General features: G+C 59.0%; 19 protein-coding genes. 11 read left to right on the top strand and 8 right to left on the bottom strand.

Annotated features, from left to right (window positions below; all coding sequences use genetic code 11):
* The first annotated feature begins 88 nt into the window (after nucleotides 1-88).
* The 3 genes from EPD60_RS04015 to EPD60_RS04005 all read left to right on the top strand — a co-directional run bounded on the left by EPD60_RS04015 (nucleotide 89) and on the right by EPD60_RS04005 (nucleotide 4,303).
* A complete protein-coding gene (locus EPD60_RS04015) occupies nucleotides 89-2,971 on the top strand; it encodes a DEAD/DEAH box helicase (protein ID WP_131447095.1) in 2,883 nt (960 codons plus the stop codon).
* 61 nt (nucleotides 2,972-3,032) lie between these two features.
* Nucleotides 3,033-3,959, top strand: a complete 927-nt coding sequence (locus EPD60_RS04010) for a pirin family protein (protein WP_131447093.1) — start codon at nucleotides 3,033-3,035, stop codon at nucleotides 3,957-3,959.
* Between the two features lie 122 nt (nucleotides 3,960-4,081).
* Nucleotides 4,082-4,303 (top strand): hypothetical protein, encoded by a 222-nt coding sequence (locus tag EPD60_RS04005; RefSeq protein ID WP_131447091.1) that lies wholly within the window; start codon nucleotides 4,082-4,084, stop codon nucleotides 4,301-4,303.
* 27 nt (nucleotides 4,304-4,330) lie between these two features.
* On the opposite strand, the gene EPD60_RS04000 is transcribed toward EPD60_RS04005, so the two are convergent.
* Both EPD60_RS04000 and EPD60_RS03995 read right to left on the bottom strand, forming a co-directional pair.
* Nucleotides 4,331-4,990, bottom strand: a complete 660-nt coding sequence (locus EPD60_RS04000) for a hypothetical protein (protein ID WP_131447089.1) — start codon at nucleotides 4,988-4,990, stop codon at nucleotides 4,331-4,333.
* A gap of 11 nt (nucleotides 4,991-5,001) precedes the next feature.
* Entirely contained in the window at nucleotides 5,002-5,343 is a 342-nt protein-coding gene (locus EPD60_RS03995) for a PadR family transcriptional regulator (protein WP_131447087.1), read from the bottom strand.
* Between the two features lie 382 nt (nucleotides 5,344-5,725).
* Between EPD60_RS03995 and EPD60_RS03990 the strand changes: the two genes are divergently transcribed.
* From EPD60_RS03990 to EPD60_RS03980, 3 genes are all read left to right on the top strand, one after another.
* Nucleotides 5,726-7,891 carry a family 1 glycosylhydrolase gene (locus EPD60_RS03990; RefSeq protein ID WP_243647753.1) on the top strand — a complete coding sequence of 722 codons (2,166 nt, stop codon included), beginning with the start codon at nucleotides 5,726-5,728 and terminating at the stop codon, nucleotides 7,889-7,891.
* A gap of 91 nt (nucleotides 7,892-7,982) precedes the next feature.
* Nucleotides 7,983-8,927 carry an alpha/beta fold hydrolase gene (locus EPD60_RS03985; RefSeq protein WP_131447083.1) on the top strand — a complete coding sequence of 315 codons (945 nt, stop codon included), beginning with the start codon at nucleotides 7,983-7,985 and terminating at the stop codon, nucleotides 8,925-8,927.
* A gap of 45 nt (nucleotides 8,928-8,972) precedes the next feature.
* Nucleotides 8,973-11,516, top strand: coding sequence for an excinuclease ABC subunit UvrA (locus EPD60_RS03980; protein WP_131447081.1), 2,544 nt, complete (start codon nucleotides 8,973-8,975; stop codon nucleotides 11,514-11,516).
* Nucleotide 11,517: 1 nt separating this feature from the next.
* Here EPD60_RS03980 and EPD60_RS03975 read toward each other — a convergent pair whose 3' ends face one another.
* The 3 genes from EPD60_RS03975 to EPD60_RS03965 form a co-directional block, all read right to left on the bottom strand.
* Nucleotides 11,518-13,029 carry a sensor histidine kinase gene (locus EPD60_RS03975; RefSeq protein ID WP_131447079.1) on the bottom strand — a complete coding sequence of 504 codons (1,512 nt, stop codon included), beginning with the start codon at nucleotides 13,027-13,029 and terminating at the stop codon, nucleotides 11,518-11,520.
* A 22-nt stretch (nucleotides 13,030-13,051) separates the two neighbouring features.
* Nucleotides 13,052-13,723, bottom strand: coding sequence for a phosphatase PAP2 family protein (locus tag EPD60_RS03970; protein WP_131447077.1), 672 nt, complete (start codon nucleotides 13,721-13,723; stop codon nucleotides 13,052-13,054).
* A 215-nt stretch (nucleotides 13,724-13,938) separates the two neighbouring features.
* Nucleotides 13,939-14,661 (bottom strand): hypothetical protein, encoded by a 723-nt coding sequence (locus tag EPD60_RS03965; RefSeq protein WP_131447075.1) that lies wholly within the window; start codon nucleotides 14,659-14,661, stop codon nucleotides 13,939-13,941.
* A 214-nt stretch (nucleotides 14,662-14,875) separates the two neighbouring features.
* Here EPD60_RS03965 and uvrA point away from each other — a divergent pair, with 214 nt between their 5' ends.
* The 3 genes from uvrA (at nucleotide 14,876) to EPD60_RS03950 (ending at nucleotide 19,541) form a co-directional block, all read left to right on the top strand.
* Nucleotides 14,876-17,779 carry an excinuclease ABC subunit UvrA gene (gene uvrA / locus EPD60_RS03960; RefSeq protein WP_243647752.1) on the top strand — a complete coding sequence of 968 codons (2,904 nt, stop codon included), beginning with the start codon at nucleotides 14,876-14,878 and terminating at the stop codon, nucleotides 17,777-17,779.
* 181 nt (nucleotides 17,780-17,960) lie between these two features.
* The gene (locus EPD60_RS03955; protein WP_131447071.1) at nucleotides 17,961-18,410 is read left to right on the top strand and encodes a GNAT family N-acetyltransferase; all 450 of its coding nucleotides are present in this window, start codon (nucleotides 17,961-17,963) and stop codon (nucleotides 18,408-18,410) included.
* Nucleotides 18,411-18,554: 144 nt separating this feature from the next.
* Nucleotides 18,555-19,541, top strand: a complete 987-nt coding sequence (locus EPD60_RS03950) for an outer membrane beta-barrel protein (RefSeq protein WP_131447069.1) — start codon at nucleotides 18,555-18,557, stop codon at nucleotides 19,539-19,541.
* Nucleotides 19,542-19,980: 439 nt separating this feature from the next.
* Here EPD60_RS03950 and EPD60_RS03945 read toward each other — a convergent pair whose 3' ends face one another.
* The gene (locus EPD60_RS03945) at nucleotides 19,981-21,333 is read right to left on the bottom strand and encodes a M28 family metallopeptidase (protein WP_207896538.1); all 1,353 of its coding nucleotides are present in this window, start codon (nucleotides 21,331-21,333) and stop codon (nucleotides 19,981-19,983) included.
* Between the two features lie 114 nt (nucleotides 21,334-21,447).
* Here EPD60_RS03945 and EPD60_RS03940 point away from each other — a divergent pair, with 114 nt between their 5' ends.
* Nucleotides 21,448-21,951, top strand: a complete 504-nt coding sequence (locus tag EPD60_RS03940; protein WP_131447067.1) for a DUF2628 domain-containing protein — start codon at nucleotides 21,448-21,450, stop codon at nucleotides 21,949-21,951.
* Nucleotides 21,952-22,004: 53 nt separating this feature from the next.
* Nucleotides 22,005-22,589 carry a hypothetical protein gene (locus tag EPD60_RS03935; protein ID WP_131447065.1) on the top strand — a complete coding sequence of 195 codons (585 nt, stop codon included), beginning with the start codon at nucleotides 22,005-22,007 and terminating at the stop codon, nucleotides 22,587-22,589.
* Between the two features lie 14 nt (nucleotides 22,590-22,603).
* Here the strand turns inward: EPD60_RS03935 and EPD60_RS03930 are convergent, their stop codons facing one another.
* Both EPD60_RS03930 and EPD60_RS03925 read right to left on the bottom strand, forming a co-directional pair.
* A complete protein-coding gene (locus EPD60_RS03930) occupies nucleotides 22,604-23,869 on the bottom strand; it encodes a replication-associated recombination protein A (protein ID WP_131447063.1) in 1,266 nt (421 codons plus the stop codon).
* A 119-nt stretch (nucleotides 23,870-23,988) separates the two neighbouring features.
* A complete protein-coding gene (locus EPD60_RS03925; RefSeq protein WP_131447061.1) occupies nucleotides 23,989-24,849 on the bottom strand; it encodes a DUF4846 domain-containing protein in 861 nt (286 codons plus the stop codon).
* Between the last annotated feature and the right edge of the window lie 36 nt (nucleotides 24,850-24,885).

Here is a 24,885-nt window from a genome sequence, read left to right as displayed (position 1 = left end):
TTAGCCTTGTGTCCTCTGCGAATCGCCCCGCGCCCTCTGCGGGAGAAACGCTTCCTCAGTTCGAAATTCAGTAGCTTGCCTCCCGCTCATGCTGCCGATCAAAGACCTGCAGGAACTCCTGCTCCACGCTGAAACACCACGCCTTCCCGCCACAACTGCTGCGGGAGAACGGATCATCGTGCTGCGGCATTACCGTTTTCACAAGAAGCTCAGTATCGAGCTGTATGAAGCGCCGCTTACGAAAGAAGGCAAGCTGAAAAACCCGCTGACGCCCATCGACCCGCTGGAGGCGGTGCTGCAGGCCACGGATCCGGACGAACTGCGCTTTTATGCAGCGGTAAGCCGTTTCCAGAACAACTCCACGGCGCTTGCCGGCCCGGCCGACCTGGAGGCGCTGCACGTGGTGTGGCACAACCCGCTCCGCTGGAGCTTCTGGTGGCACGATCCGGAGTTTTCTGAAAAAGTCGTAGCCGGCTCCCTGCGCCCGGTGAGCAAGGGTGGCGTGCTCCACGATTTGACCCTGCTGGTGACAAAAGAGGAGGGCTTTTATGACCTCCGGCCTTCCCTCGAGATCGGCGGTGTGGTCACAATTATGACCTCCGTAGATCTACAGTACCAGTATTTTGTCCGGCGGGGCGAATCCTGGTACCTGCCCGCGAATTTTCACCTGCTGAAGGCGGTGCGTTTCTTTGGTCAGTACCCTTCGGGCATGCGCCTACGACCCGCCGATTTTGAGCAGTTTCGACGCGATCTGCTGGTGAAGCTGGAGGAGCGGATAACAGTAGTCTACGCTTTTGCGCGTACCCTCGCCGCCGACGACGCGCGCGACACCGGTCTTTATACCGTTCCGGAGCGGCTGATTTATCTCTCCGCCCTCGGACCCTATGTGCTGATCACGCCTGTAATGAAATATGGCGTTACCGAGGTGCCGGTGCGCTCGCGTCGCTCGGTCTATGCGCCCGATGCGAAGGGAGGCCTGCTCCAGCTGCAGCGCGACAGCAGCGCCGAACGCGACTTCACCGCACTGCTGCTGCGACAGCACCCGCATTTTGTCGAACAGGTGGATGGCGACCTCCCGTATTTCTACCTGCACCGCAAACGCTTTCTCGACGAGCATTGGTTTCTCGACGCGGTAGCTCAATGGCAGGCGGAAGGCATCGCGGTGCTGGGCTTCAGCGAGCTGAAAGGAAACAAGCTCAATGCGGCGCGGCCGCAGCTCTCCGTGCAGGTGCGCAGCGGCATTAACTGGTTCAATGCCATCATCGGGCTGCGCTATGGCAGGCAGAAAGCAGGCCTGCAGGCGCTGCGCCGCGCGGTACGCAACAAGGAGCGTTACGTGGCGCTCGGCGACGGCTCGCTGGGTGTATTACCGGAGGAGTGGATCGAACGCTTCGCCTCCTGGTTCGGCGCTGCTGAAGCTACAGGTGAAGAGCTGCGTCTTCCCAAGACCGCTTTTAAAACAGTTCGTGAGTTGTTCCGCGATGAGGAGCTCGATGAGGCGACACGCCACGAAGTTTCGTTTTTTGAATCGACCCTTTTACGCAGCGGTGCAGTCCCGCCAACGCCCGTCCCCGCAGCTTTGCACGCTGACCTCCGGCATTACCAGAAGGAAGGTTTCGACTGGCTCGCGTTCCTGGATAATCAAAACTTTGGCGGCTGCCTCGCCGACGATATGGGCCTGGGCAAGACCGTGCAGGCCATTGCGTTGTTGCTGCTGCAAAAAGAACTGGGACGAAGCGGCCCCTCGCTGGTGGTGATGCCCACCTCGCTGTTATTTAATTGGAAGGAAGAGTGCGCTCGCTTTGCACCAGGCCTGCAGGTAGTGGTGCTGCACGGCACGGGCCGTGCCGGCGTGCTGCGCCGGCTCGGTGATTACGACCTGGTGCTGACCACCTATGGCACCTTGCTGTCCGACAGCCAGTGGTTGCAACAGCAGGAGTTCAACCTGCTGCTGCTCGACGAGGCGCAAAACATCAAGAACCCTTCTTCGCTGCGCTATGAAATGGTGAGCCGCATCCGGGCGCGCAACCGCTTCACGCTGACGGGCACTCCCTTCGAGAACCGCTCGCTCGACCTGTATGCGCAGCTCTCCATTGCCTGCCCGGGACTGCTCGGAACGCCACGGGCTTTCCGCGCGTTGTTTTCGATTCCCATCGATCAGTTCAAGGACAGCCGCCGCGCGGCCGACCTGCAGCAACGCATTGCGCCCTTTGTGCTGCGGCGCACCAAGGAGCAGGTGGCCGCCGAGCTGCCCGAGCGTACCGAAATGGTGCTCCATTGTCCCATGGGTGAAGCGCAACGGCGGCAATACGACGCCTGTGCCGCCGAATTCAAGGCATGGCTTGAAGGAATGCCTTCGGAGGAACTGGAGAACCATCCCATGCATGTGCTGCGCGGACTTACAAAGCTGCGCCTTATCTGCAACTCGCCCCTGCTTTCGGGTGATGAGGATGTGGAAGGTGACGCTTCTTCCAAGATCGCGCAATTGCTCGACCATCTTGAAAACAGCGCCGCCGGCCACAAGGTGCTCGTGTTCTCGCAGTTCGTTTCGATGCTCGCGCTTATCCGCAAAGAGTTCGACGCCCGCGGCATTGGTTATTCCTGGCTTACCGGCGCCACCCGCGACCGCGAAGGAGCCGTCCGGCGTTTCCGCGGGGAGCCCGGTGTGCAGGTGTTTCTCGTATCGCTCAAAGCCGGTGGCACGGGGCTCAACCTCACCGAGGCCGATTACGTATACCTCGTTGATCCCTGGTGGAACCCTGCCGTGGAGCAGCAGGCCATCGACCGCGCGCACCGCATCGGGCAAACGAAAAAAGTGGTGGCCCTGCGCCTCATCTGTCCCGACACCATCGAGGAAAAGATGATGAAGCTGCAGGAAGAGAAGCGTGCGCTCGGTAGCCAGCTGGTAAAAAGTGACAGCGCTTTCATGCCATCATTTACCCGTGAGGAGTGGCTGCGACTGCTGGCATAGGCGTTTCAGCGCCTCTGGCTTCGCGCTAACTTTATGAGGCCGCATTTTAATCAATCAATATATGCTCGACCTCGTCATCGATGCCCGCCACGCCGCCATCAGCGAACACCTGGATGTTCGGCGCATCCTCCCGTTCCGCTCCCGCCGCATGGTAGGACCCTTCATCTTTATGGATCACGCCGGTCCCGTTAAGGAAGCGCCCGAAGCAATTTCATCACTCGACGTGCTGCCCCATCCGCATATCGGCCTGTCAACGGTTTCTTACCTCTTCGGCGGACAGGTGACGCACCGCGACTCGCTTGGCGTGGAGCAGGTGATCCGTCCCGGCGAAGTGAACTGGATGACTGCCGGGCGCGGTATCGCGCACTCCGAGCGCTTCGAAGATCCCGCGGCCCTTGCCGGTGGCAACCTGGAGATGATACAGACCTGGGTGGCACTGCCGGAAGCCAGCGAGGAAGATGCGCCCACCTTCTTCAACTACAAGCCCGGTGAGCTGCCCATTTTCGAAGAGAAGGGCTTCTGGATGCGCCTGATCGCCGGCGACGCCTATGGCCTGCGCAACGGGGTGCGTACGCATTCGCCGCTGTTTTACCTCCACGTAGTGCTTGAAGCCGGCGGGCGTTTTGGCCTGCCACCCGAGCACAGCGAGCGGGCCGCTTATGTAGCCAAGGGAAGCATTGAGGTCGGCGGGCAGTTTTACCACGAAGGCCAGATGCTGGTATTCACACGCGGCGTCGATCCGCTGATCGTAGCCCACACACCGGCAACGCTGATGCTGCTGGGTGGGGAGCCCGTGGGCGACCGCTTTATCTGGTGGAACTTCGTCCATTCGCGCCGCGAGCGGATCGAGCAGGCGAAGTCGGACTGGAAAGAAGGGCGCATCATGCTGCCACCCAACGATAACCACGAGTTTGTGCCGCTGCCCGAAGACAAATCAAAGCCTGCCGGCGGCCCCGCGCCGGTGCCGCCACCGGAACCGTTGTCGTGAGCCGTGAAAAGTTGAACTCAGTAAGGTAATAGAGGCCAGACTCGTCGTGCCGCAAGGATTCACGATTCACGTTTGTGGCTTAAACAGGCACACTTTTTTCACCGCTACCACAAACCCGAATAATGAGCCAGGCATTTGTAAAAGAGGGCGACGAGCAGTGGCTGCACGACGTACAACCCACGCTCAATGCATTGGTGGTCTACCTGACCCGGGAAAACAACGGCGTACGGGTGTACGAGATCCGCGCCGGCATCGACCCGAAGTCGGGACACGAAATGCATGAGATGAGCAATGGCATGTCGTACACCAAAGACGCCGACGGCCGCTGGGAGATTATCTGGTAGTTCTTGGTTCCCGGAGAATAATCTGCCTTACCAAGCCTTTGCAAAGGCCTCGGGGTAGAGCGCTTCCGCCTCCGCCTGCACCCGCTTGTGCGCGCGGTACGATGCAATATTGATCAGCACGCACAGGAGGCTGATGACGCCGAAGACAAACAGGCCCGTCGGGTGCACTTTACTGGCGCTCTCAATAAACTGGAAAAAGAAAAACCCTGAGGTATAACGCAGCGGGCTCAGCTCGAGCAGCAGCAGTGGCCGGCTAGCCTTGCGCAGGGCAAGGCGGTAGCGCCAGAGCTGTATTTCCGAAACGAGGAATGCTACCACGAAGCCACCAAAGGTGAAAATGCCGGGAAACTGGTGGGCCAACTGCCAGAGCAACCACAGCGAGGCCGCCAGCAATACGATTTTCGGCCAACCGAAAAACTCGCGGAAGCTTCTCCACCACAGCCGCCGCGAGGAGCGCTCTAGTTGCGCCGACTTTTGCTGAACGATATGCGCGAACCCGAAAATGCCGAAGCCGTCATACACTTTTGCCAGCGCCCGCTCGAAATCAAGTGCCGGGTTCTGTACCTGCTCTTCTTCAATACGGGTGGCCAGGTGGTCTACCAGCTCGGCCTGCAGGTCGTACCAATGAACGTATTTCTTTTTCGTAAACTGGAAAAGTCGTTCGATTTGTTCCTTGCTAAGTTCCATATGCGGTTAGGTTAACGGAGTCCGGGATTCAGGTTGAGCAACAGCTGCAATTGCCCGATAAAGGCTTCCACCTCGGCGATGCGGCTCTTCGTTTCTTTTTTTCCGTGCTGGGTAAGCCGGTAGTATTTGCGTGGCCGGTTTCCAACGTATTCCATGCTCACTTCAACAAGGCCGTCGGCCTCAAGCCGGTGCAGGGCCGGGTACAGGGCGCCTTCGGTAAGCTGGAGGCCGCCGCTGCTCAGCTCCTTCACCCTGCGGGTGATCTCGTAGCCATACATGCGGTCCCCCTCGCTCAGCAGCTTGAGGATGATCGTCGTCAGCGACCCTTTGAACAAGGGGTTATTCGTGCTCATGGAGCGAATATACATAAGGTAGTTATGCATAATTTGTCTGGGTATGGAAAATTTTTTGTCGGTTTCCGCGCTCCCCGAGCCTTGTAAAGCCCGCCGGTCCTGCATCGCAGGGTAGCGGAAGCGCGGCTATGCACGGTGGTGTAGGTTTGCCTTGTGGATAACTGCGCCCGGCCTGGATGTGGAATAATATCCTACTTTGGCTCCTTGTTTGATCAATAGGGGCGGGAGTGAAGTCTCCCGCTTGTACCTGTCCGCCGACCGTATTTATACGGTGGAAGGAAGGCGGCTTCTGCCGGTCGTACTCGGCAGGAGCTATTGGCCCCCGGGCCTTCACGAAAGCGACCCTATGAATTTGAAATCACCCGTGGCAATATGGGGCGGTATGGAATGTACCATCAACCGCGTTGGCGACCAATACTTCGATCAGGCTGAATATGCCGGACACTACACGCGTGGGGTAGCCGATATCGATCGCGTAGCCGGCCTCGGCATCCGCACGCTGCGCTACCCCGTGTTGTGGGAGCGGCACCTGCCGGGCGCTGCTGGCGTGCCCGACTGGTCGTTCGTTGACGGCACCCTGGGCCGGATGCGCGCGCTGGGTATCACGCCCATCGCCGGCCTGGTGCACCACGGCAGCGGCCCTGCCTGCATCAATTTTTTCGACGGCTCTTTCGAGCAGGGGCTCGCCCGCTACGCCCGCCAGGTAGCCGAACGCTTTCCCTGGATCGATCACTACACGCCGGTGAACGAGCCGCTCACCACCGCGCGTTTTTGCGGTCTTTACGGGCACTGGTACCCGCATGGGCGCGACTACAATACGTTCTTCCGCATCCTGCTGAGCGAATGCAAGGCCACGGTGCTCGCAATGCGCGAAATACGCGCGGTGAATCCGCAGGCGAAGCTGGTGCAGACCGAAGACCTTGGTAAGTGCCACAGCACCCCGCTGCTGCAGTACCAGGCCGACTTTGAGAACGAGCGCCGCTGGCTATCCTACGAATTGCTTTGCGGAACACTCGGGCCGGAAAAGCCGATGTACCGCTTTATGCTGCAGAACGGCATCCCCGAAGCCGACCTGCAATGGTTCATCGATAATCCCTGCGTGCCCGATATTGCCGGCTTCAACTATTACCTCACCTCGGAGCGTTATCTCGATGAGGACTTCGGACGCTATCCAAAAAACTACCGGGGAGGAAACGGCAGGCACCGCTATGCCGATATCCACACCGTACATGCGCCGATGAATGGCAGGCAATGCGGTCCTTACCAGTTGCTGTGCGAAGCCTGGGAGCGGCTGCGCCTGCCGATGGCGATCACCGAGTGCCACCTGCACAGCCGCCGCGAAGACCAGCTGCGCTGGTTTCATTCGATGTGGAAGACGGTGAACCGCCTGAACGAGGAAGATGTGGATATCCGCGGCATCACCGCATGGGCCCTGTTTGGACTTTACGGCTGGAATCGTCTGGTAACGAAACCGAAGGGCGTTTACGAGCCGGGTGTGTTCAGTCTCAGCGGCGGCGCGCCACGGCCAACGGCGCTGGCAGCCTACATCCGCGAGCTGACCAGCCTGCAGGATTGTGCCCACCCGGTGCTGGCCGGCGAGGGCTGGTGGGAACGAAAGGATCGTTTGATCTATGGCGGTGCGCCCGTCGTGCCGATCAGCCGCTCCTCCAAAGCTCCGGGCTGCCGGCCGCTGATGATCCTCGGCAAGACCGGCACCCTCGGCAACGCCTTCAGCCACATCTGCAGGGAGCGCCATATTCACTTTGTTTTGTTGGGACGCTACGAGCTCGATCTCACCGATCCTGCTTCGATCCATAAAGCATTTGACAAGCATGACCCCTGGGGTGTGGTGAACGCCGCGGGTTATGTGAACGTCGACGGTGCCGAGCGGGACGAGGATGCCTGCCGGCATGTAAATGCCGACGGCGCGATCCTGCTCGCTGCGGTTTGTGCAGAAAGAGCGCTGCGCTACCTTACTTTTTCTTCCGACCTCGTTTTTGATGGCAACAAGCGGAAGCCCTATGTGGAGTCGGATCGGCCCGCGCCCCTCAATGCCTACGGGCGCAGCAAGATGCAGGCGGAGCAAGGTGTGCTTGCCGCAAACCCCGGCGCGGTGGTCATCCGTACGAGCGCGTTTTTCGGTCCCTGGGACGAACACAATTTCCTGGCAGCTGTGCTCCGCGATCTTGAAGAAGGTCGCCGGGTTCGCGCCGCCGGCGACCTTGTGGTTACGCCCACCTATGTGCCCGACCTCGTGCACGCCGCACTCGACCTGCTGCTCGACGGCGAGCAGGGCATCTGCCATGTTGCCAACCGCAATGCGGTAAGCTGGGCGCAGTTTGCCCGCCAGATAGCCCGGCGTGCCGGCTACGACGAAAACCAGGTGGAAGCCGTGCCGCACCGCCTCCTGCGCTGGCCCGCGCAACGTCCGAAGCAAAGCGCCCTGCGGAGCAGCAAGGGCATCCGGCTGCCCGGTCTCGGAGACGCCATCGCGCGCTGCCTCGCGGCACTCGGCCACCGCGCCCGCACCGAAAGGATAGCAATTTGATCCCGATCCGTTTTAACGCTTCGCAAGGGGCGTTTTTTTAGCTTGCTTCCGGCATTGGAATACCTTGGTACCCCTTTAACCGCGATCGTTTATGCGTTACCTGTTTGCGCTCGTCCTCGCTTTTGTATTGTCCGATGCCTGCGCGCAGGCCCCTTCCTACCCGTACCCGGTCGGGTATATCCGGCTCGACATCGAGCGGAAGGCCGTACGCATGGCCTATATGGATGTGCAGCCCCGAAAGTCCAATGGCGAAGCCGTGCTGCTGCTTCATGGCAAAAACTTCAATGGGTATTACTGGAAAGGGGTGATTGAAGACCTGGCGCAACAGGGCTACCGGGTGATCGTGCCCGACCAGGTGGGATGGGGACTTTCGGATAAGCCCGATATCCACTACAGCTTTCACCTGCTTGCGCGCAATACCAAAGCGCTGCTCGACACGCTTGGGATACAAAAAATCAACGTGGTGGGGCATTCGATGGGCGGCATGCTGGCTGCCCGCTTTGTGTTGATGTACCGCGACCGGGTGAGCCGCCTTGTGCTGGAGAACCCGATCGGGCTTGAAGACTACCGGGCGATGGTACCTTACCGTACACCCGACGAACAGTTCGCGCAGGAACTTAAAGCAACACGGGCTTCGCTGAAAGAATACCAGCAAAGCTATTACCCGCAGTGGAAGCCGGAGTATGAACAATACGTGGATGCGCAGTGGATGGCCCTGCAGTATCCGGATTTCCGGTCGGCCACCTGGGCCAGCGCACTCACCTATAATATGATCTACGAGCAGCCGGTGGTTCATGAACTGCACCTGCTGGTTAAAACGCTGCTGGTGATCGGGCAGGAAGACCGGACCGTAGTTGGAAAGGCCCTGATCAAGGGCGATAAGACACGCTATGGCAACTACCCGGCGCTGGGCCGCTGGCTGCAACGGACCATCAAAGGCGCGCAGCTGGTGGAGCTGAAAGGCGTCGGACACATCCCGCACATCCAGGCGCCGGAAGCGTTCCGAAAGGCAATGCTTAGCTTCCTGAAGTCCTAACCCGGGGCCCTATGCGCAGGGCATGGAGTTTGATTCTTTGCATTTATGAAAGCCAATGCTAAAGAACCGGGCAATAACCGGCGAGACGGCTATGTGCGGGTGCGTGGCGCCCGCGAGCACAACCTGAAGAATGTATCGGTAGACATACCGCGCGATGCGATGGTGGTGTTCACCGGCGTCTCCGGCTCGGGCAAGTCTTCGCTTGCATTCGGTACGCTTTACGCAGAAGCCCAGCGGCGCTACCTGGAGTCGGTGTCGCCCTATGCGCGCCGGCTTTTTCACCAGATGCCGGTGCCGGTGGTGGATGAGGTGGAAGGGCTGCCGCCGGCCGTAGCCCTGCAACAGCACCGGGGCGGCGTCACCACCCGCTCGTCGGTGGGCTCCGTTACCACGCTGGCCAACCTGATGCGCATGCTGTATTCGCGCGCCGGTAACTATCCCGCGGGCCAGGAAATTATCTATGCCGAGTCTTTCTCACCCAACACACCCGAAGGCGCCTGCCCGCAATGCCACGGCCTTGGGCGAGTGTACGAGGTAACCGAGGCTTCGATGGTGCCCGATCCCACCAAAACGATCCGCGACCGTGCCATTGCCGCCTGGCCGCCCGCCTGGCATGGCCAGAACCTGCGCGATATACTCGTTACCCTCGGCTATGATGTAGACACACCCTGGAAGGACCTTCCGAAAAAAGACCGCGACTGGATCCTCTTTACCGAAGAGTCGCCTACCGTACCGGTATATGCGGGCTTCACGCCTGCCGAAACAAAGGCCGCACTGAGGCGGAAAGAGCCGCCGAGTTATATGGGCACCTTCACCGGCGCCCGCAAATACGTGCTGCAAACCTTTGCCAACACGCAGAGCCAGCTGATGAAAAAGCGCGTGTCGCAATACATGATCAGCAGCGAGTGCCCTACCTGCGGCGGCAAGCGGCTTCGTCCCGAGTCCCTCTCGGTTACTTTTGCCGGCCGCGACATCGCCGACATGCAGCGCGAGCCGCTGGCCCGCCTGCACTCCATATTTAAAAGTTATGCAGATGGCAGCGCCAAAGAGCTGGCCCGCCTCGGCAAGGGGCACGAAGAGCGCGCCATCGTGGCCCGCCGTATTTCCGAAGACCTCTGCGCCCGCCTGCAGGTGCTCCTCGAACTGGGCCTCGGCTACCTCACGCTCGAGCGCAGCACACCCACCCTGTCGCCGGGCGAGCTGCAACGCCTCCGCCTCGCTACCCAGGTGCGCTCCAACCTCTTCGGGGTGGTGTATGTGCTCGACGAGCCCTCGGCAGGCCTGCACCCTGCTGACACCGAAGCCCTGCTCCGTGCGCTCGACAGGCTGAAAGCATCGGGCAACACCATCTTCGTGGTGGAGCATGAGCTCGAAGTGATCCGGCATGCCGACTGGATCGTGGACGTGGGCCCCGGCGCCGGTGAAAAAGGAGGGCAGATCCTGTACAGTGGTCCTGCTGAAGGGCTGAAGGATGTTGCCGGCTCCAAAACACGTGAATACCTGTTTGGCCAGGTACCTTTTTCGGTTGTGCGCCGCCGTGAGCCGACGGGCTGGCTGAAGCTCGAAGGCGTCAGCCGCAACAACGTGCACCGGCTCGCAGTGGCCTTTCCTCTTGGCGTGATGACCAGCGTTACCGGCATCTCGGGTTCCGGGAAATCGACGCTTGTCAGCCAGGTGCTTGTGGAGCTCGTTGGCGAGCATCTTGGACAGGAGCTTGCCGCCGAAGAAGAAGAGGCTGATCCCCTGCAGGCAACTCCGGCGGCCACTACGCAGGGAAGGATCACGGCGGGCATGGACAAGGTGCGCCGCCTCGTACGCGTCGACCAGAAACCCATCGGGCGTACGCCGCGTTCCAACCTCGCCACCTATACCGGGCTTTTCGATGGCGTACGCAAGCTCTTTGCCGCCACCAAAACCGCCAAGGCACGCAAGTTCGACGCCGGCTATTTTTCATTCAACACCGGCAAGGGACGCTGCCCCAACTGCGAGGGCGAAGGCTTTGTGATGGTGGAGCTGCTCTTCCTGCCGAGCGTGTATGCGCCCTGCCCGGTTTGTAGCGGCTCGCGCTACCAGGCACGTACCCTCGAAGTAAAATACCGCGACAAGAGCATCGCCGAAGTGCTCGGCATGACGGTAGATGAAGCTTATCATTTTTTTGAAGAGGAAGCTGCGGCGCACCGCATCCTGCAGGTACTTCATGATGTCGGCCTCGGCTACCTCCGCCTCGGGCAGCCTGCCACCGAACTCTCAGGCGGTGAGGCGCAACGCATCAAGCTGGCCACCGAGCTGCACCGTCTTGGAAGAGGCAACTCGCTTTATATACTCGATGAACCGACCACCGGTCTGCACCCCTCCGATGTTAGCCGCCTGGTGATACAATTGGAAAAGCTGGTGGACGCCGGAAATACCGTCATCACCGTGGAGCACGACATGCAGGTAGTGAGTGCCAGCGACTGGGTCATCGACGTTGGCCCCGGTGCGGGTGAAGAAGGGGGTAAGATCGTGTTTGCCGGGACGCCCGAGCAGCTGGCGCGCCACCGGCAAAGCCGCACGGCGCCCTACCTGGCCAATGCGCTCGCGGGGAAATAACTCAGGAGGCGCAGCGGATCGCCAGCGGCAGGTAAATACGGAAGGTAGCGCCTTCGCCGGGCCGCCCTTCGGCAACAATGACTCCCTGGTGATTGGTAACCACTTTGCGGGCGATTGCCAGTCCTACGCCGCTGCCTTCATATTCCATTTTGCCATGAAGGCGCTGGAACACCTGGAAGATGCGTTCCGCATATTCGGGCTCGAAGCCGATGCCGTTGTCCTCCACTTCGATCAGCAGGTTCTCGTTATCCGTAGTAGTACGGCAGCGCACGCTGATCTCGGGCCGTCGTCCCGGCATGCGGTACTTGAGTGCGTTGCCCAGCAGGTTCTGAAACAGCTGCCGCAGCTGGCGCTCGTCGCCCTGTATTTCCGGCAACGCGTCTACCCGCACCAGCGCATCGCTTTCGATGATGGCGGCCTCCAGGTCCTGGAGTGCCTGCTGCACGATCGTGCCGAGGCTCAGGGGCTCGGTTGCGGGCGGTGCCTGGCTTAGCCGCGAGTAGGAGAGGAGGTCGTCAATCAGGTCGCGCATACGCGTGGTAGCCAGTTCCATGCGGGCAAACATTCCGGCCTGCTCCGACTGCGGATCGATCGAGCCCTTGAGGCGGTCGGCGAAGAAATGGATCTTGCGCAGCGGCTCCTGCAGGTCGTGCGATGCGGCATAGGCAAACTCCTCCAGGCTTTGATTGGAGCGCCGCAGCTCTTCCACTTTGTGCTCCAGCTCCCGTTGCAGCTTCTTCAGCTGCGTCACGTCTACGAAATTGGAAACCACGCCGTCGCCGAGGCGGTTGAGGGATACGAGGAACCAGCCAAACTCCGAGCCGTCGGGGGTGCGGAAGGTGGTTTCAAAACGCATCGGCTCGCCGGTCTCCGCAACGCGCCGGTGCCATTCCAGCTGCTCTGAGCGCTCCAGGTGCGGAAGCAGTTGCAGCAGCGTGCTTCCGACCGTATCCTGCGGCAGGGCCCCGATCTCGTAAGCGCGCCGGTTAGCGTGCACCACGTGGAAGTCGACGATCTCGTTTTTGGCATTGCGCACCGACTCGAAAACCAGGATGCCGTCGGCCGCGGTGTCGAGCACCTGGCGGTAACGTTCTTCCTGCCGGCGCCGCTCCATCTCGAGGCGCATTTCCTTGGTCCGGTCGCGGGTGATGCTCAGGATGCCGTCGTATACTTTGCTGCGTTGCACGTTGAAATACCGGTCGAGCGACGGGCTGTAATAAGTAAACTCCGTTGACAGCCCGGTTTCCCACACCTGGTGGCACTGGCTCAGGATATGGCGGCGCGACTCGTTGTCTATTAGCGCGCTGTCGAGCAGGCGGACGCCTACAACTCCCTCGGGAGTGCTCTTCAGAATTTCGGCTGCCTTTTTATTGCAATAATGGGCTTCGAAGTCAACAGGCTCGCCGGCCGGATCGTCTTCCCGTGCAAATACGGGAACGAACCAGATCACGGCATCGGGCTGTGCGTCGAAAAGCTGGTGGATGAAGACTTCTCCTGGGTGGTGCTGAATCATGGTTGCGGGTGTGACAATAAAGTTAATCACTTTCCGCCACTACTGGTGAGTCGGGAGAGCGTTCGCGCCCGGTTTTCCGGGCACGTACCCATCGGTAGTAGCGCAACGACAGGAAGGAGGTGGCCAGGCCGATGACCATACCGCCGGTGACATCTGTAAGGAAGTGCTGTGCCAGGTAGATCCGCGAAAAGCCGACGGCCAGCGCCACCAGGGGCAGCAGCAAAGCCAGCGCCCGCGAGCGCACCAGCGCACCCAGCAGCAGCGCCATCGTAAAAGCGGTAGCGGTATGTCCCGACGGGAAGCTGTAGTTCTCGTGCAGCTCCACCCCCGGCACCCGGTGAAACGCGATCCCCCGCTGCGCGAGGCTGAAGGGCCGCAGCTCCGCGGGGAATACGTATGATTTAAGCCCGTATGTAAACAGGAAACAGATGATGATGCCCGCAACAATGGCGTAGAGGTAATCGCGCTTGAAAAAAAACGTCAGGAGCAGGATCGGGATATAGATCAGCCCGTCGCCCAGGTAGGTTACATAGGGCATGAGCAGGTCCAGCAGGGGCGTATTCCAACCGTTGATCAGCACGAAAGAGCCGTCTTTCCCATACATTCCGAGCAGGCTTCCTGCGATGAGGATCAGCAGGATGCACGTAAGGGCGGACAGGCGGTATTGATGATAAATAGTAGGTTGCTCAGGCACGGCGCAAAGCTAGAGATTATCAAATAGCGTTCAAGAAATAACGACCGTAGCTGGCTGGAAAATAATCAATAGGCAATGTTCAATGCTCAAGTGCCAAGGTTGTTGGCCGGCGACTTGAAAATTGCATATTGAGCATTGCATATTGAACATTTGCGGCATGAGAAAAGGGAGCGAAAGCTCCCTTTGTCCTCGTGTATGCTACTGAAACTTAGCTATTACTGCTTGTTGGCCTGCTGCAGCTGCTGGTCGAAGGCGGCATTGCTGCTGGTGTTGTTCATCGTGTTGGCCTTGGAGGCGGTGTAGAAGGTCACTTTGTTCTTCGCCTTGGTCTTGCCTTTGGTGCCTACTTTCTTCACTTTTACTTCAGCCGTTACGGGCTCGGTGGCGGCAACTGCTGCGTCAACCGTTGCCGCTGCGGGGAAGATGGCGATGGGGTCTTCGCTGTTATACAGGGCGCCCAGTGCGATCTGCAGGGTGTTGGACTCGGGGCTGAAATAAAGCGTGCCCTCCGGAACCTGGGTGCCGCTCTGCGACTTCTGCGAAACAATACGGTAAGTAGCGGGGCTCTTGGCGAGGTAAGCCTTGAAGGTGCCCTGCGGCAGTCCGCTTACCCAGATGGTGCCCTTGCTGTTGCTGTCGAGGGCGATCGTTACCGGAGTGCTGCCTTCGGCGGCGCCGGAAAGCTGGTAGGAGCCCACTGCCGGGAATTTCTTTTCAAGGGTCAGCTCGCCGGGCATCGGCAGCAGCTTGTACTTGGCCGAAATCGAGTCAGCCGTGCTGTTCTGCGTTTTATACTTCGGCTTGGCCGGGGCAGCCGTCACGACGCTGGAGTCCAGCACGGGATTCGTTGCGGGAACGGTCTGTGTCGTTGTCGGAGTCTGTGCGTTGGCGGCTACTCCAAGAGCCAGTACGGCTGCGGTTAAAATGGTGTTTTTCATGAGTTAGCTGTTAAGAATGTATGAAAAGGGTGTTTGAGGGCGCTATTACGGAAAACCATGCCAAAACAATACTTCGATCTGGAATCGAAAAATCTGGAATCTGGAAAACCGATGTTAAAGCTGACATCAACCCTAGATTCCAGATTTCGATATTCCAGATTCCTAGATGTTCTCCCGTATCTTCGCTTACTAAAATTTTTGGTAAATAATGCCGGTGAAAAAAGCCGCTCAAAAGCCCGGGGTCGCAAAAGGAACGGAAACCCTCGACGCTCCGAAGGAGTTTATCGAGGTGTTCGGCGCCAAGGAGCACAACCTCAAAAACATTGATATCGCCATTCCCAAGAACCAGCTGGTGGTCATCACCGGCATCTCGGGAAGCGGCAAATCCTCCCTCGCCTTCGATACCATCTATTCGGAAGGACAGCGTCGCTACATGGAAACCTTCGGTGCCTATGCCCGCCAGTTCATCGGCGAGATGGAACGCCCCGACGTGGACAAGATCACCGGCCTGTCGCCGGTAATTTCGATTGAACAAAAGACCACCAACAAAAACCCGCGCTCCACGGTAGGCACCGTAACGGAGATCTATGACTTCCTGCGCCTGCTCTATGCGCGCGCCTCCGAAGCCTATTCCTACAACACCGGCAAAAAGATGGTGAAGTGGAGCGAGGACGAGATCGTCAACAATATATTTCAGAAGTATAAGGACGCCAAGGTTTCCCTGCTCGCTCCGCTGGTGCGCGGCCGCAAGGGCCACTACCGCGAGCTCTTCGAGGAGATGCGCAAGAAAGGCTTTCTCAAGGTGCGTGTGGACGGCGAGGTGCAGGATATCGTGCCCAAAATGCAGCTCGATCGCTATAAGATCCACGACATCGAGCTGGTGGTGGACCGTCTGAAGGTGACCGACGACCTGCGCACCCGCATCTCGCAGAGTGTGCAGCAGGCGCTGAAGCTGGGTAAGGACCTGATGTTCGTGGCCTGGGAGCGGGACAACGGCAAGAAGGCCGAACGGGAAGGCCTCGCTACCTACAGCCGCCAGCTGATGTGCGTGGATACCGGTCTTTCTTACGAGGAGCCGTCGCCCAATTCCTTTTCCTTCAACTCGCCTTATGGCGCCTGCCCCGTGTGCAAAGGCCTCGGCCAGGTGTATACCGTCGACCTGGAAGCTGTTATTCCGAACCCCGAACTGTCCATCAACGAAGGCGGCATCGCGCCGCTCGGTGGTGAACGCGAAGCCTATGCCTTCCGGCAGGTGCAGACCCTGGCACGCAAGCACAAGATCTCCCTCGACAAGCCGGTGAAAGACCTGCCGGAGAAGGCGATCAACCTGCTGCTTTATGGCAAGCCCGAGGCGGATGCGGCCGAGGAGCTCGAATTCAACGACGAAGCCATCAGCGACACCTACGAAGGGGATTACGAAGGCGTGGTCAACCAGGTAAAACGCTGGTTTGCCACCAGCACCTCCGAAGCCATCCAGCGCTGGGCCGAAGGCTTTATGGCCCTCACCACCTGTCCGGCCTGCGGCGGCACCCGCCTGCGCAAGGAGAGCCTCTGGTTCAAGGTGGATGAAAAGAATATCTCGGAGCTCAGCGAGATCGACCTCGTACAGCTGATGGAGTGGTTCACCGGCATCGAGGAGCGCCTCAACCCCCAGCAGCGGGTGATCGCTTCGGAGCTCGTGAAAGAGATCCGTGAGCGCCTCCAGTTTATGCTGAATGTCGGCCTTACCTACCTGTCGCTCAACCGCGGTACCCGCACGCTCTCCGGTGGCGAAACGCAGCGCATCCGCCTGGCTACCCAGATCGGCTCGCAGCTGCAGGGGATCACCTATATTCTCGACGAGCCCTCCATCGGGCTGCACCAGCGCGACAACCACCGTCTTATTTCCGCGCTGCAGAACCTGCGCGATATTGGTAACTCGGTGCTGGTGGTGGAGCACGATAAAGACATCATGCTTGCCGCCGACCACCTCATCGACGTGGGCCCGAAGGCCGGCTACCACGGCGGCCGGATCATGTCGCAGGGAGCGCCCGCCGACGTGCTGAAGACCGATTCGCTCACGGCGCAGTTCCTCAACGGCAAGCGCAGCATCGCGGTGCCGAAGGAGCGGCGCAAGGGCAACGGCAAGGAACTGGTGCTGAAAGGCGTCAGCGGCCACAACCTGAATAACGTCAGCGTGAAGTTCCCGCTCGGAAAGCTGATCGTCGTAACCGGCGTGTCTGGCTCGGGCAAGTCCACACTGATCACCGATACCTTATACCCGATCCTTTCGAAGCATTGCTACGGCTCGCGGATGACGCCGATGCCGCACAAGTCGATCGCCGGCCTCGAGCACATCGACAAGGTGATCGAGATCGACCAGAGCCCCATCGGGCGCACGCCGCGCTCCAACCCGGCCACGTACTGCGGGTTTTTTACCGAGATCCGCCAGCTCTTTGCCTCCCTTCCTGAGGCTAAGATCCGCGGGTACAACGCGGGCCGCTTTTCGTTTAACGTAAAGAGCGGACGCTGCGAGGTGTGCGAGGGCGGCGGCATGCGTGTGATCGAGATGAACTTCCTGCCCGATGTATACGTGCATTGCGAAAAATGCAACGGCAAGCGCTACAACCGCGAAACCCTTGAGATCCGCTACAAGGGCAAGTCGATCTCCGACGTGCTCAACCTGACGGTGGAGGAAGCGGTGGAGTTCTTCAGCGCCGTGCCGTACCTATACCGGAAGATCAAGGTGCTTCAGGACGTGGGTCTTGGCTATATCACCTTGGGACAGAGCGCCGTTACCCTCAGCGGGGGCGAGGCGCAGCGGGTGAAGCTGGCCACCGAGCTGGCGAAAAAGGATACCGGCAAGACCTTTTACATTCTCGACGAGCCCACCACGGGCCTCCACTTCGAGGACATCCACCACCTGCTGGAGGTGGTGAACAAGCTGGTGGATCGCGGCAACTCGGTGCTGATCATCGAGCACAACCTCGATGTGATCAAGGTGGCCGACCATATCATCGACCTCGGTCCCGAGGGCGGCTCCGGCGGCGGAAAGATCCTTTACGAGGGCTCCCCGGAGGGCCTCCTCAAGGTAAAAGAAAGCCACACCGGCAAGTACCTCGCCGATGAACTGAAGTAAATATTATCGAAAAAGCCTCCTCCCCGGGAGGCTTTTTCGCACAATCGCAGGGCGACCAAATGGTGCGACCCATACCTGTATAGCTTCCAAAAAAAGGTATTCCGTCGTGCCGTTGCGCCGTCGTGTTGTCGTGTAAAAAGGCCGCCTGCGGCCACCCCACCCTGTTATTTATCTTTGCCGCATGAACATTTCCTGGTTGCTGAAGCCCTTTGCCGAACTGACGCCGCACGAGCTCTACGCCATCCTCCGCCTGCGCAACGCCGTCTTTGTGGTGGAGCAGGACTGCGTGTTCCAGGACGCCGACGACAAGGACCAGGGCTCCTGGCACCTGATGGGCTGGCAAAACGGGCTGCTGGCGGCCTATACCCGCCTTGTGCCGCCCGGGCTCGCCTACCCCGAGCCGAGCATCGGCCGGGTGGTGTCGGACCCCTCGGTACGCCGCGGCGGCATCGGCCGGTTGCTGATGACCGAAAGCATCCGGCGCTGCCAGGAGCTTTTCGGCGCCGGGCCGATCCGGATTGGCGCCCAGCGCTACCTCGAGGATTTTTACGGTTCCCTGGGCTTTCAGACGGAGGGAGAACCCTACCTCGAAGACGGGATTCCGCACGTTTATATGGTCCGGCGCGGGTAATTCCGATGTTTTATTCGTATTTCTACTATGGGTTTATTAGTACTTGTGCTTAATTTTTTTAAATTTTTTGCAACCCTGCACACAATAAATCCGTAGATAGTAATTTTGAATTAACCAATAATCCAAATCCTAAACGCCGACCTTATGAGAAGAACTGTACCCCACAAGGGCCTTCTAGTGCTCCTCCTGTCCGTACTTTTTTCTATTTCTAAAACCGAGGCGCAATCCCTCACGCTGGCTAACGGCCGGCTCGAGGTGGGCGCCGGAATCGGCCCGCTTTTCTTCCTGGGCGATCTTGGTGGTAACCGCGGTGTCGGTACCCGTTTCGTAAAAGATGTGAATTTCCCCCTCGTTCGGATGGCCAAAGGCGTCTTCGCGCAGTATTATGTGCGGGAATGGCTGGGCGTTCGCCTTGCCGGTAACTTCGGGCGCCTGGAAGGCGACGATGCTTATATCGACGGCAAAGGCGGTTACGAGGAAGCGCGCAAACTGCGCAACCTGCACTTCCGCAGCAACCTCCAGGAAGGCTACCTCGCCTTCGAGGTGTCGCCGACGGTGTTCTTTGAGCGCTACGACGGCCTCGCCCGCAAGCTGCGTCCCTATGCGATTGCCGGCGTTGGTGTTTTCCACTTCAACCCGCAGGCGCAGTACTACGGCCCCGACGGCAAGCCCGTGTGGGTTGACCTGAAGCCGCTGCGCACCGAAGGCCAGGGCATGGCCGAATATCCCGACCGTAAGGAGTACAGCCTTACACAGATGGAAATCCCCTTCGGCGTCGGCTTCAAGTTCTACTTCACCGACAACCTGTTCATGGGCCTGGAGCTCATGCACCGCAAGACCTTCACCGATTACATCGACGATGTGAGCACCGACTACATCGACCCCAATCTCTTCGAGCGTTACCTCACGCCCCAGCAGGCGGCCATGGCCAACCAGCTGAACAACCGCGAGAACTACACACCGGGCAGCGCCCTGTCGCGCCGTTCCTCGGGCGTAGGTGAGCAGCGTGGCAACCCGAAGCAGACCGATGCCTTCTTCTCCACGATCATCCGTATGGGCTGGCGCCTCGGCGACGTGCTCGACAGCGACCGTCGCGCCATGAAGGCCACCCGTTGCCCGTCTTATTTCTAAGTTATACCCGGTAAGCAGCAGAGAAGTTTTAAAGATCCAATACCTCTGGCAAAAGCCATAATCCGTTCCCTATACCCTGATTTCTCGTTTCCGACGGACCTTTTTAACGGCTCTCTGCTTTCCTTACCGGTGTCCACCCTATCCATCCGAACTTAACTTCCCGCCGTAACCGTAGTTATACGGACCGGCAATGATTCTCATAGCTTGCCTAAGTTTGGTCCTAAAGTAATCGCCCCCGCTTTTTAGCGGGGGCTTTTTTTCAACCCAACCTCACCCCCGGCCCCTCTCCGTGTCGGAGAGGGTGCCTCTCCGGAATAGTTACTATTAATTAGAACAGTCTTCAAATTGAACCTGATATTAAAAGAGCGGATGCCACAGGCATCCGCTCTTTTAATCCGCGTCATATCAGACATCAGATATCGGACATCGAAAAATTCTCTCACCGTCCTACACCCGGAACCACCGCACCGCTCTCGTGGCCGCCGGCATCTACTGCCTGCACGGCGAAGAAATAATGGTCTTTCGAGATCGGGAGGCGCATGGTCGTGTCGGTTGTATAGACCTTGCGCTGCCATACGGGCGAAGTGGTTTCGCGCACCAGCACGTAGTAGCCCGCTGCCCGCCCGTTTTTGGGTGCCTTCCAGCTGAGGAGGGTGGAGTTGGTGAGGTTGCGTACATCCACGCGCACCTCCTGCGGCATGGCAGGCGCCAGCGCCAGGTTGGCCAGCGTGGCGAGGTTTACCGCCGTGTTCTTCCGCAGGTATTCGAAATCCATAAAAGCCGCCAGGTCGCCGTAAACGGTGTCCTTCACCGTGCGGAGGTCCTGGTGCTGGTGGAGAAAGTTCTCGTTCATTTCCGTAAGACGCACCGCTGCATAGCCTTTGTTCACAAACGGGGTGTGATCGCCGCCGCGCAGAAAGCGGTCGTTGCGGTATACGAGCACCACCTCGAGGTTGTCTACGTAACGCTCGCCGGTTTCTTTTACATAGCGCGCCAGCTGCCGGCTGCGGCCGTCGTTTTCGAGCCCGAGGTTGCGGATGTTTTGCAGGATGCGGCCCGTGTCGGTGGTAGAAAAGCTTTCGCTGAAAACGCGGAGGCGGGTATTGTCGATGATATTGGTCTCGCTGCTGTTGTTGGAGCTCATAATATCATTGTTAAGCATGGCATCGATGTTCCAGCCTTCCGTGCGCGCCTTGTTGGCCAGGAAGGTGGAGCCGAGCAGGCTTTGCTCTTCACCGGCAACGGCAACAAAGATGATGGTGGCCGGAAAGGGCGTGCGGCTCATCACCCGCGCGCACTCGATCACCGCGGCGGTGCCCGAGCCGTCGTCGTTGGCGCCCGGCGCGTCGGCCGTCCGGTTCATTACGTCAGACACGCGGCTGTCGAGGTGTCCCGAGATAATGTAGACGCGATCGTCATTCGGATCGGTGCCTTTCAGCACGGCCATCGCATTGCCCAGCGAGGTGGCTACATCCACGCGGCGCCCGTCGGGCTGCAGGGTGGTGGTGTCCACGAAGGCGCTCATGCGGCCGCTGCTGTTGCGGGCAAACTCATTGAACTTCTGTACCACCCACCCGCGGGCGGCACCGATGCCGCGCTTTTTGTCGCTGGTGCTGCTCATGGTATGGCGGGTGCCAAACGATACAAGCGTATTGACATAGGCGCGGAGCGAGTCGGCCGAAACCTGTTTCACCATCCCTTCGATCACGGGATCGCGGCGGATGATGGTCTGGCTGCGGGCTGACAGGCCCAGTGCAAGGGCAACGGAAAGGGATAGGATGTTCAGTCTCATGTGCGGTAGTTGTGCAGCTCCTAAGATAGGAAAGTAACTACCGGCTGCACGTTTTCCGTAGTAATACCTACAGGCCATGCTCCAAAACAAGCTGAATGCTTATCTTGGTGTTCTATGCCTGCTGCAGTCATCACCCCTACTATTTCTGAATACGCCGCTTACGAAAACTTTTTCGGTAAAGACAGCCGCTACTACCTCAATCGCCTGGAGCGCTATCAGCGCGGTGAGCGATACATCTTCAACGGCTATGCCTTCTTATTCGGATTCTTCTGGTTCCTCTACCGGAAGCTTTACCTGGAGGCGATCGTGTTGATCGGACTGCTTGTGGTGGAAAGCATCCTTGAGGAACTGATTCTGGATGCGCTTTTCCCGGAAGGGGGCGGGCGCGCAGTCTCCTGGCTGTTCAACCTCGCTGTCTGGACCGCTACCGGGTTTCTTGCCAATATGTTTTACCTGCGAAAGGCAAAGCGCGTGGTTGCGTCGGTGCAGGAACTTGATGCGGTATCGGCCTCCGAACGACTGGCGCGAAAAGGCGGCATCAGCTACTGGTTTTTGCTGCCGATCGTGCTGGTCATCACGGCGATCATTATCTACAGCCGCATGAATACAGAATATTGATCGGGCTTTCATCGAACGGCTGCAGGTCGCTCATAACTGAATAATAATTTTTCATGAGACTGCTCTTGGCGCTATTGCTTTTTTTACCGGTGCCTGCGTTTACGCAGCAATACGAGTACCTGATCACAAACAAGGGCGATACCGTATTCGGCCGCATATTGATCCGGGGCGATTTCGTGCGGGTGAAGCAGGAGAAGGAGAAGCGTGATTTACCACCGGAAGATGTTCGAAAGATCTGGTACAAAAGCGATTGGTCGGAAGAGTTCACCGTACTTTATGCAGTGAAATCCCCGGAGGACGGGTCGGTTATGTTCCTTCGCCGCATTGAAGACGGGCGCATCAATCTCTATGAGCGCTCCAGTCGCACGCCGGGCACGATGATGCCCGCTGGAGGAAACGGTCCGATGATGATGACCGGGGGCGGCACCCGGTACTGGTGGTATGCGGAAAAAGAACCGGGCGTGGTTACGCTTGTAGGCCAAACCGGCCTCTTTGTACCGCGCAAGCAACAGCGGAAGGACCTTGCGGCGATGATGAGTGATAGAAGAGAGCTCGCCGACAAATTCCTTGCGGAAGAAAGCAACAACGAAAAGACAATCCGCAGATATATCGCACTGTATAATGCAGCGGGCAATTAGCGGCTCGCGCCATATTAATACCCGTATTTATCCCCCCACCGGCTCTTTAAAAACTTCCTGAGCTCCTCCTCCCGCGGCGTCTTGCCCGGCGTGTAAAAGGCCGTTCCCTTTATTTCATCGGGAAGAAATTCCTGCTCGGCAAAATTGCCTTCAAAGTCGTGGGCATACTTGTAATTCTTGCCATAGCCCATGCGCTTCATAAGCCCGGTGGGCGCATTGCGCACGTGGAGCGGCACGGGCAGGTCGCCCTTGTCCTGCACGGTCCAGATGGCGTCTTCGATAGCCATATAAGAGGCGTTGCTCTTGTGCGAGGAGGCAAGGTAGGTGCAGCACTGCGCCAGGATGATGCGCGACTCGGGGTAGCCGATTTTGTTTACGGCATCGAAGCAGGCATTGGCCAGCACGAGGGCGGTTGGGTTGGCGTTGCCGATGTCTTCGGAGGCGAAGATCACCATGCGGCGGGCGATGAACTTCACGTCCTCGCCGCCTTCCACCATCCGCGCCAGCCAGTAGATGGCGCCGTTAGGGTCAGAGCCGCGCATGCTTTTGATGAATGCCGAAATGATATCATAGTGCTGCTCACCGCTCTTGTCGTAAAGCGCAATACGCTGCTGGGCCACCTCCATCACCGCGGCGTCGGTAATCACGATCGGCGTTTCACCCGAAAGCGCATCCACCACCAGCTCGAATAGGTTGAGCAGCTTGCGCGCGTCTCCGCCCGAAATGGTCAGCAGGGCCTCGGTTTCCCGCAGCTCGATCGTTTTTTCTTTCAACCACTCGTCGCGCTCCATGGCCGAGCGGAGCAGCGTCTCCAGTTCTTCGGCTGAAAGCGGCTTCAGCACATACACCTGGCAGCGGCTAAGCAAGGCGCTGTTCACTTCAAAGGAGGGGTTTTCGGTTGTGGCGCCGATAAGCGTCACCGTGCCCTTTTCCACGGCGCCCAGCAAGGCGTCCTGCTGGCTCTTGTTGAAGCGGTGGATCTCATCTATGAAAAGCACGGCGCCGGTGAGCTTTTGTGCCTGCGCAATTACTTCGCGCACCTCTTTTACCCCGGCGCTGATGGCGCTGAGGGTAAAGAAGGGAACGCTTAGCGTGTTGGCGATGATATGTGCGATCGTGGTCTTTCCGGTGCCGGGCGGCCCCCAAAGGATCATCGACGGGATCTTTCCCTGGCGGAGGGCCGTTCGCAGGATGGAGCCATCACCGGTGAGGTGCTGCTGGCCCGCCAGCTCTTCGAGCGACGCAGGCCGCATGCGTTCTGCTAAGGGTGCCGTGGTCATGCGCCAAATTAGGAAAATGTCAGATGTCTGATGTCGGATGTCCGATTTGTTTGTCGAATGGCGGAGCTGCTGATGTCTTACATATCAGACATCAGACATCGAACAGCAGGAAATTTTTCCTACCAGGTGCGCAGCTCCTCCGCCGCGAAATCCCACTCCGGTGTTTCCAGGATTTTCCCGATGCGGTTGCTGTACCAGGGACTCCATTCGGGTGCCGCTTCATTCTTCAGGATGTGGATCTCCTGCGCCGGCATATAGCTCTGCGCCAGCAGGAAGCGCCGCTCGCCGCGGCTGTTCACCACTACGTCGAGCACGATGACCGCATGGCCGGGTGAGCCCCCTCGGATAAACACATCACCGATCGAGATATCGGCGGCCGGCTTTGGCCGCAGGCTTTTTTCGAGCGACAGGGTGCCGGCATAGGTAAACACAAAGTCGAGGTATTGACGGAAGGAAGCGTAGGTGTCGCCGGCGGGCGCGCCTGCGAACCAGCTGCTGCTGTTGCCGCGCACCCGGAGGCGTTTGCCTTGCATCCAGTTGCTGTAGGCAACAAGGCGCCCATCGGTCAGCCGGAAGGCAATCTCCGATTTCCGGCCCTGTGCATAGAGCCATTCGGCACGGAGGCGCATCACGGCGTCGGCACACTGCTGCAGGTCGCGGGTGCCCACGTCGAGGTCAATCACCGCCACATGCACTGTCCGGGGTTTTGTGCGCCCGTCGAAGTAGTGCACGGCAGCGCCGTAGGGCTTCAGGGGAAGGCCGCGCAGGTATCCGGCAAAACTTCCCGGGGCTACGGGGAGCCGGCGGAAGCCTTCCGGGGGTGGAAAGCGTGTGGCAACCGTGTTTTCTGACGGGGCAATAGTAGCGTATACGGTCTTTTGTTGCGGACTGAATCGCGGCTGCTGCCCGCCGGCTGTTGTCAGCCCGGTGAGCAGGAAGAGCAGCGTCCCAGGAACAAACGAAACGAAAAGTGCCGGCATCGGGTCGTTTTTAACCCTGATGCCGGCACCCGCTGG

Source organism: Flaviaestuariibacter flavus (assembly GCF_004337505.1).
In the GTDB taxonomy this organism is placed as follows: Bacteria; Bacteroidota; Bacteroidia; order Chitinophagales; family Chitinophagaceae; genus Flavisolibacter; species Flavisolibacter flavus.
This window is presented reverse-complemented; position numbering and strand designations above follow the sequence as displayed.

Bases quoted from the DNA above. Each gene is read 5' to 3' on its own strand.
- EPD60_RS03930 (WP_131447063.1), bottom strand. From the start codon at position 23,869: ATGACCACGGCACCCTTAGCAGAACGCATGCGGCCTGCGTCGCTCGAA.
- EPD60_RS03980 (WP_131447081.1), top strand. From the start codon at position 8,973: ATGAAAGCCAATGCTAAAGAACCGGGCAATAACCGGCGAGACGGCTAT.
- EPD60_RS03975 (WP_131447079.1), bottom strand. From the start codon at position 13,029: ATGATTCAGCACCACCCAGGAGAAGTCTTCATCCACCAGCTTTTCGAC.
- EPD60_RS03925 (WP_131447061.1), bottom strand. From the start codon at position 24,849: ATGCCGGCACTTTTCGTTTCGTTTGTTCCTGGGACGCTGCTCTTCCTG.
- EPD60_RS03940 (WP_131447067.1), top strand. From the start codon at position 21,448: ATGCCTGCTGCAGTCATCACCCCTACTATTTCTGAATACGCCGCTTAC.
- EPD60_RS03990 (WP_243647753.1), top strand. From the start codon at position 5,726: ATGGAATGTACCATCAACCGCGTTGGCGACCAATACTTCGATCAGGCT.
- EPD60_RS04000 (WP_131447089.1), bottom strand. From the start codon at position 4,990: ATGGAACTTAGCAAGGAACAAATCGAACGACTTTTCCAGTTTACGAAA.
- EPD60_RS03945 (WP_207896538.1), bottom strand. From the start codon at position 21,333: ATGAGACTGAACATCCTATCCCTTTCCGTTGCCCTTGCACTGGGCCTG.
- EPD60_RS03965 (WP_131447075.1), bottom strand. From the start codon at position 14,661: ATGAAAAACACCATTTTAACCGCAGCCGTACTGGCTCTTGGAGTAGCC.
- EPD60_RS03950 (WP_131447069.1), top strand. From the start codon at position 18,555: ATGAGAAGAACTGTACCCCACAAGGGCCTTCTAGTGCTCCTCCTGTCC.
- EPD60_RS03955 (WP_131447071.1), top strand. From the start codon at position 17,961: ATGAACATTTCCTGGTTGCTGAAGCCCTTTGCCGAACTGACGCCGCAC.
- EPD60_RS03985 (WP_131447083.1), top strand. From the start codon at position 7,983: ATGCGTTACCTGTTTGCGCTCGTCCTCGCTTTTGTATTGTCCGATGCC.
- EPD60_RS04015 (WP_131447095.1), top strand. From the start codon at position 89: ATGCTGCCGATCAAAGACCTGCAGGAACTCCTGCTCCACGCTGAAACA.
- EPD60_RS03995 (WP_131447087.1), bottom strand. From the start codon at position 5,343: ATGAGCACGAATAACCCCTTGTTCAAAGGGTCGCTGACGACGATCATC.
- EPD60_RS04005 (WP_131447091.1), top strand. From the start codon at position 4,082: ATGAGCCAGGCATTTGTAAAAGAGGGCGACGAGCAGTGGCTGCACGAC.
- EPD60_RS04010 (WP_131447093.1), top strand. From the start codon at position 3,033: ATGCTCGACCTCGTCATCGATGCCCGCCACGCCGCCATCAGCGAACAC.
- EPD60_RS03935 (WP_131447065.1), top strand. From the start codon at position 22,005: ATGAGACTGCTCTTGGCGCTATTGCTTTTTTTACCGGTGCCTGCGTTT.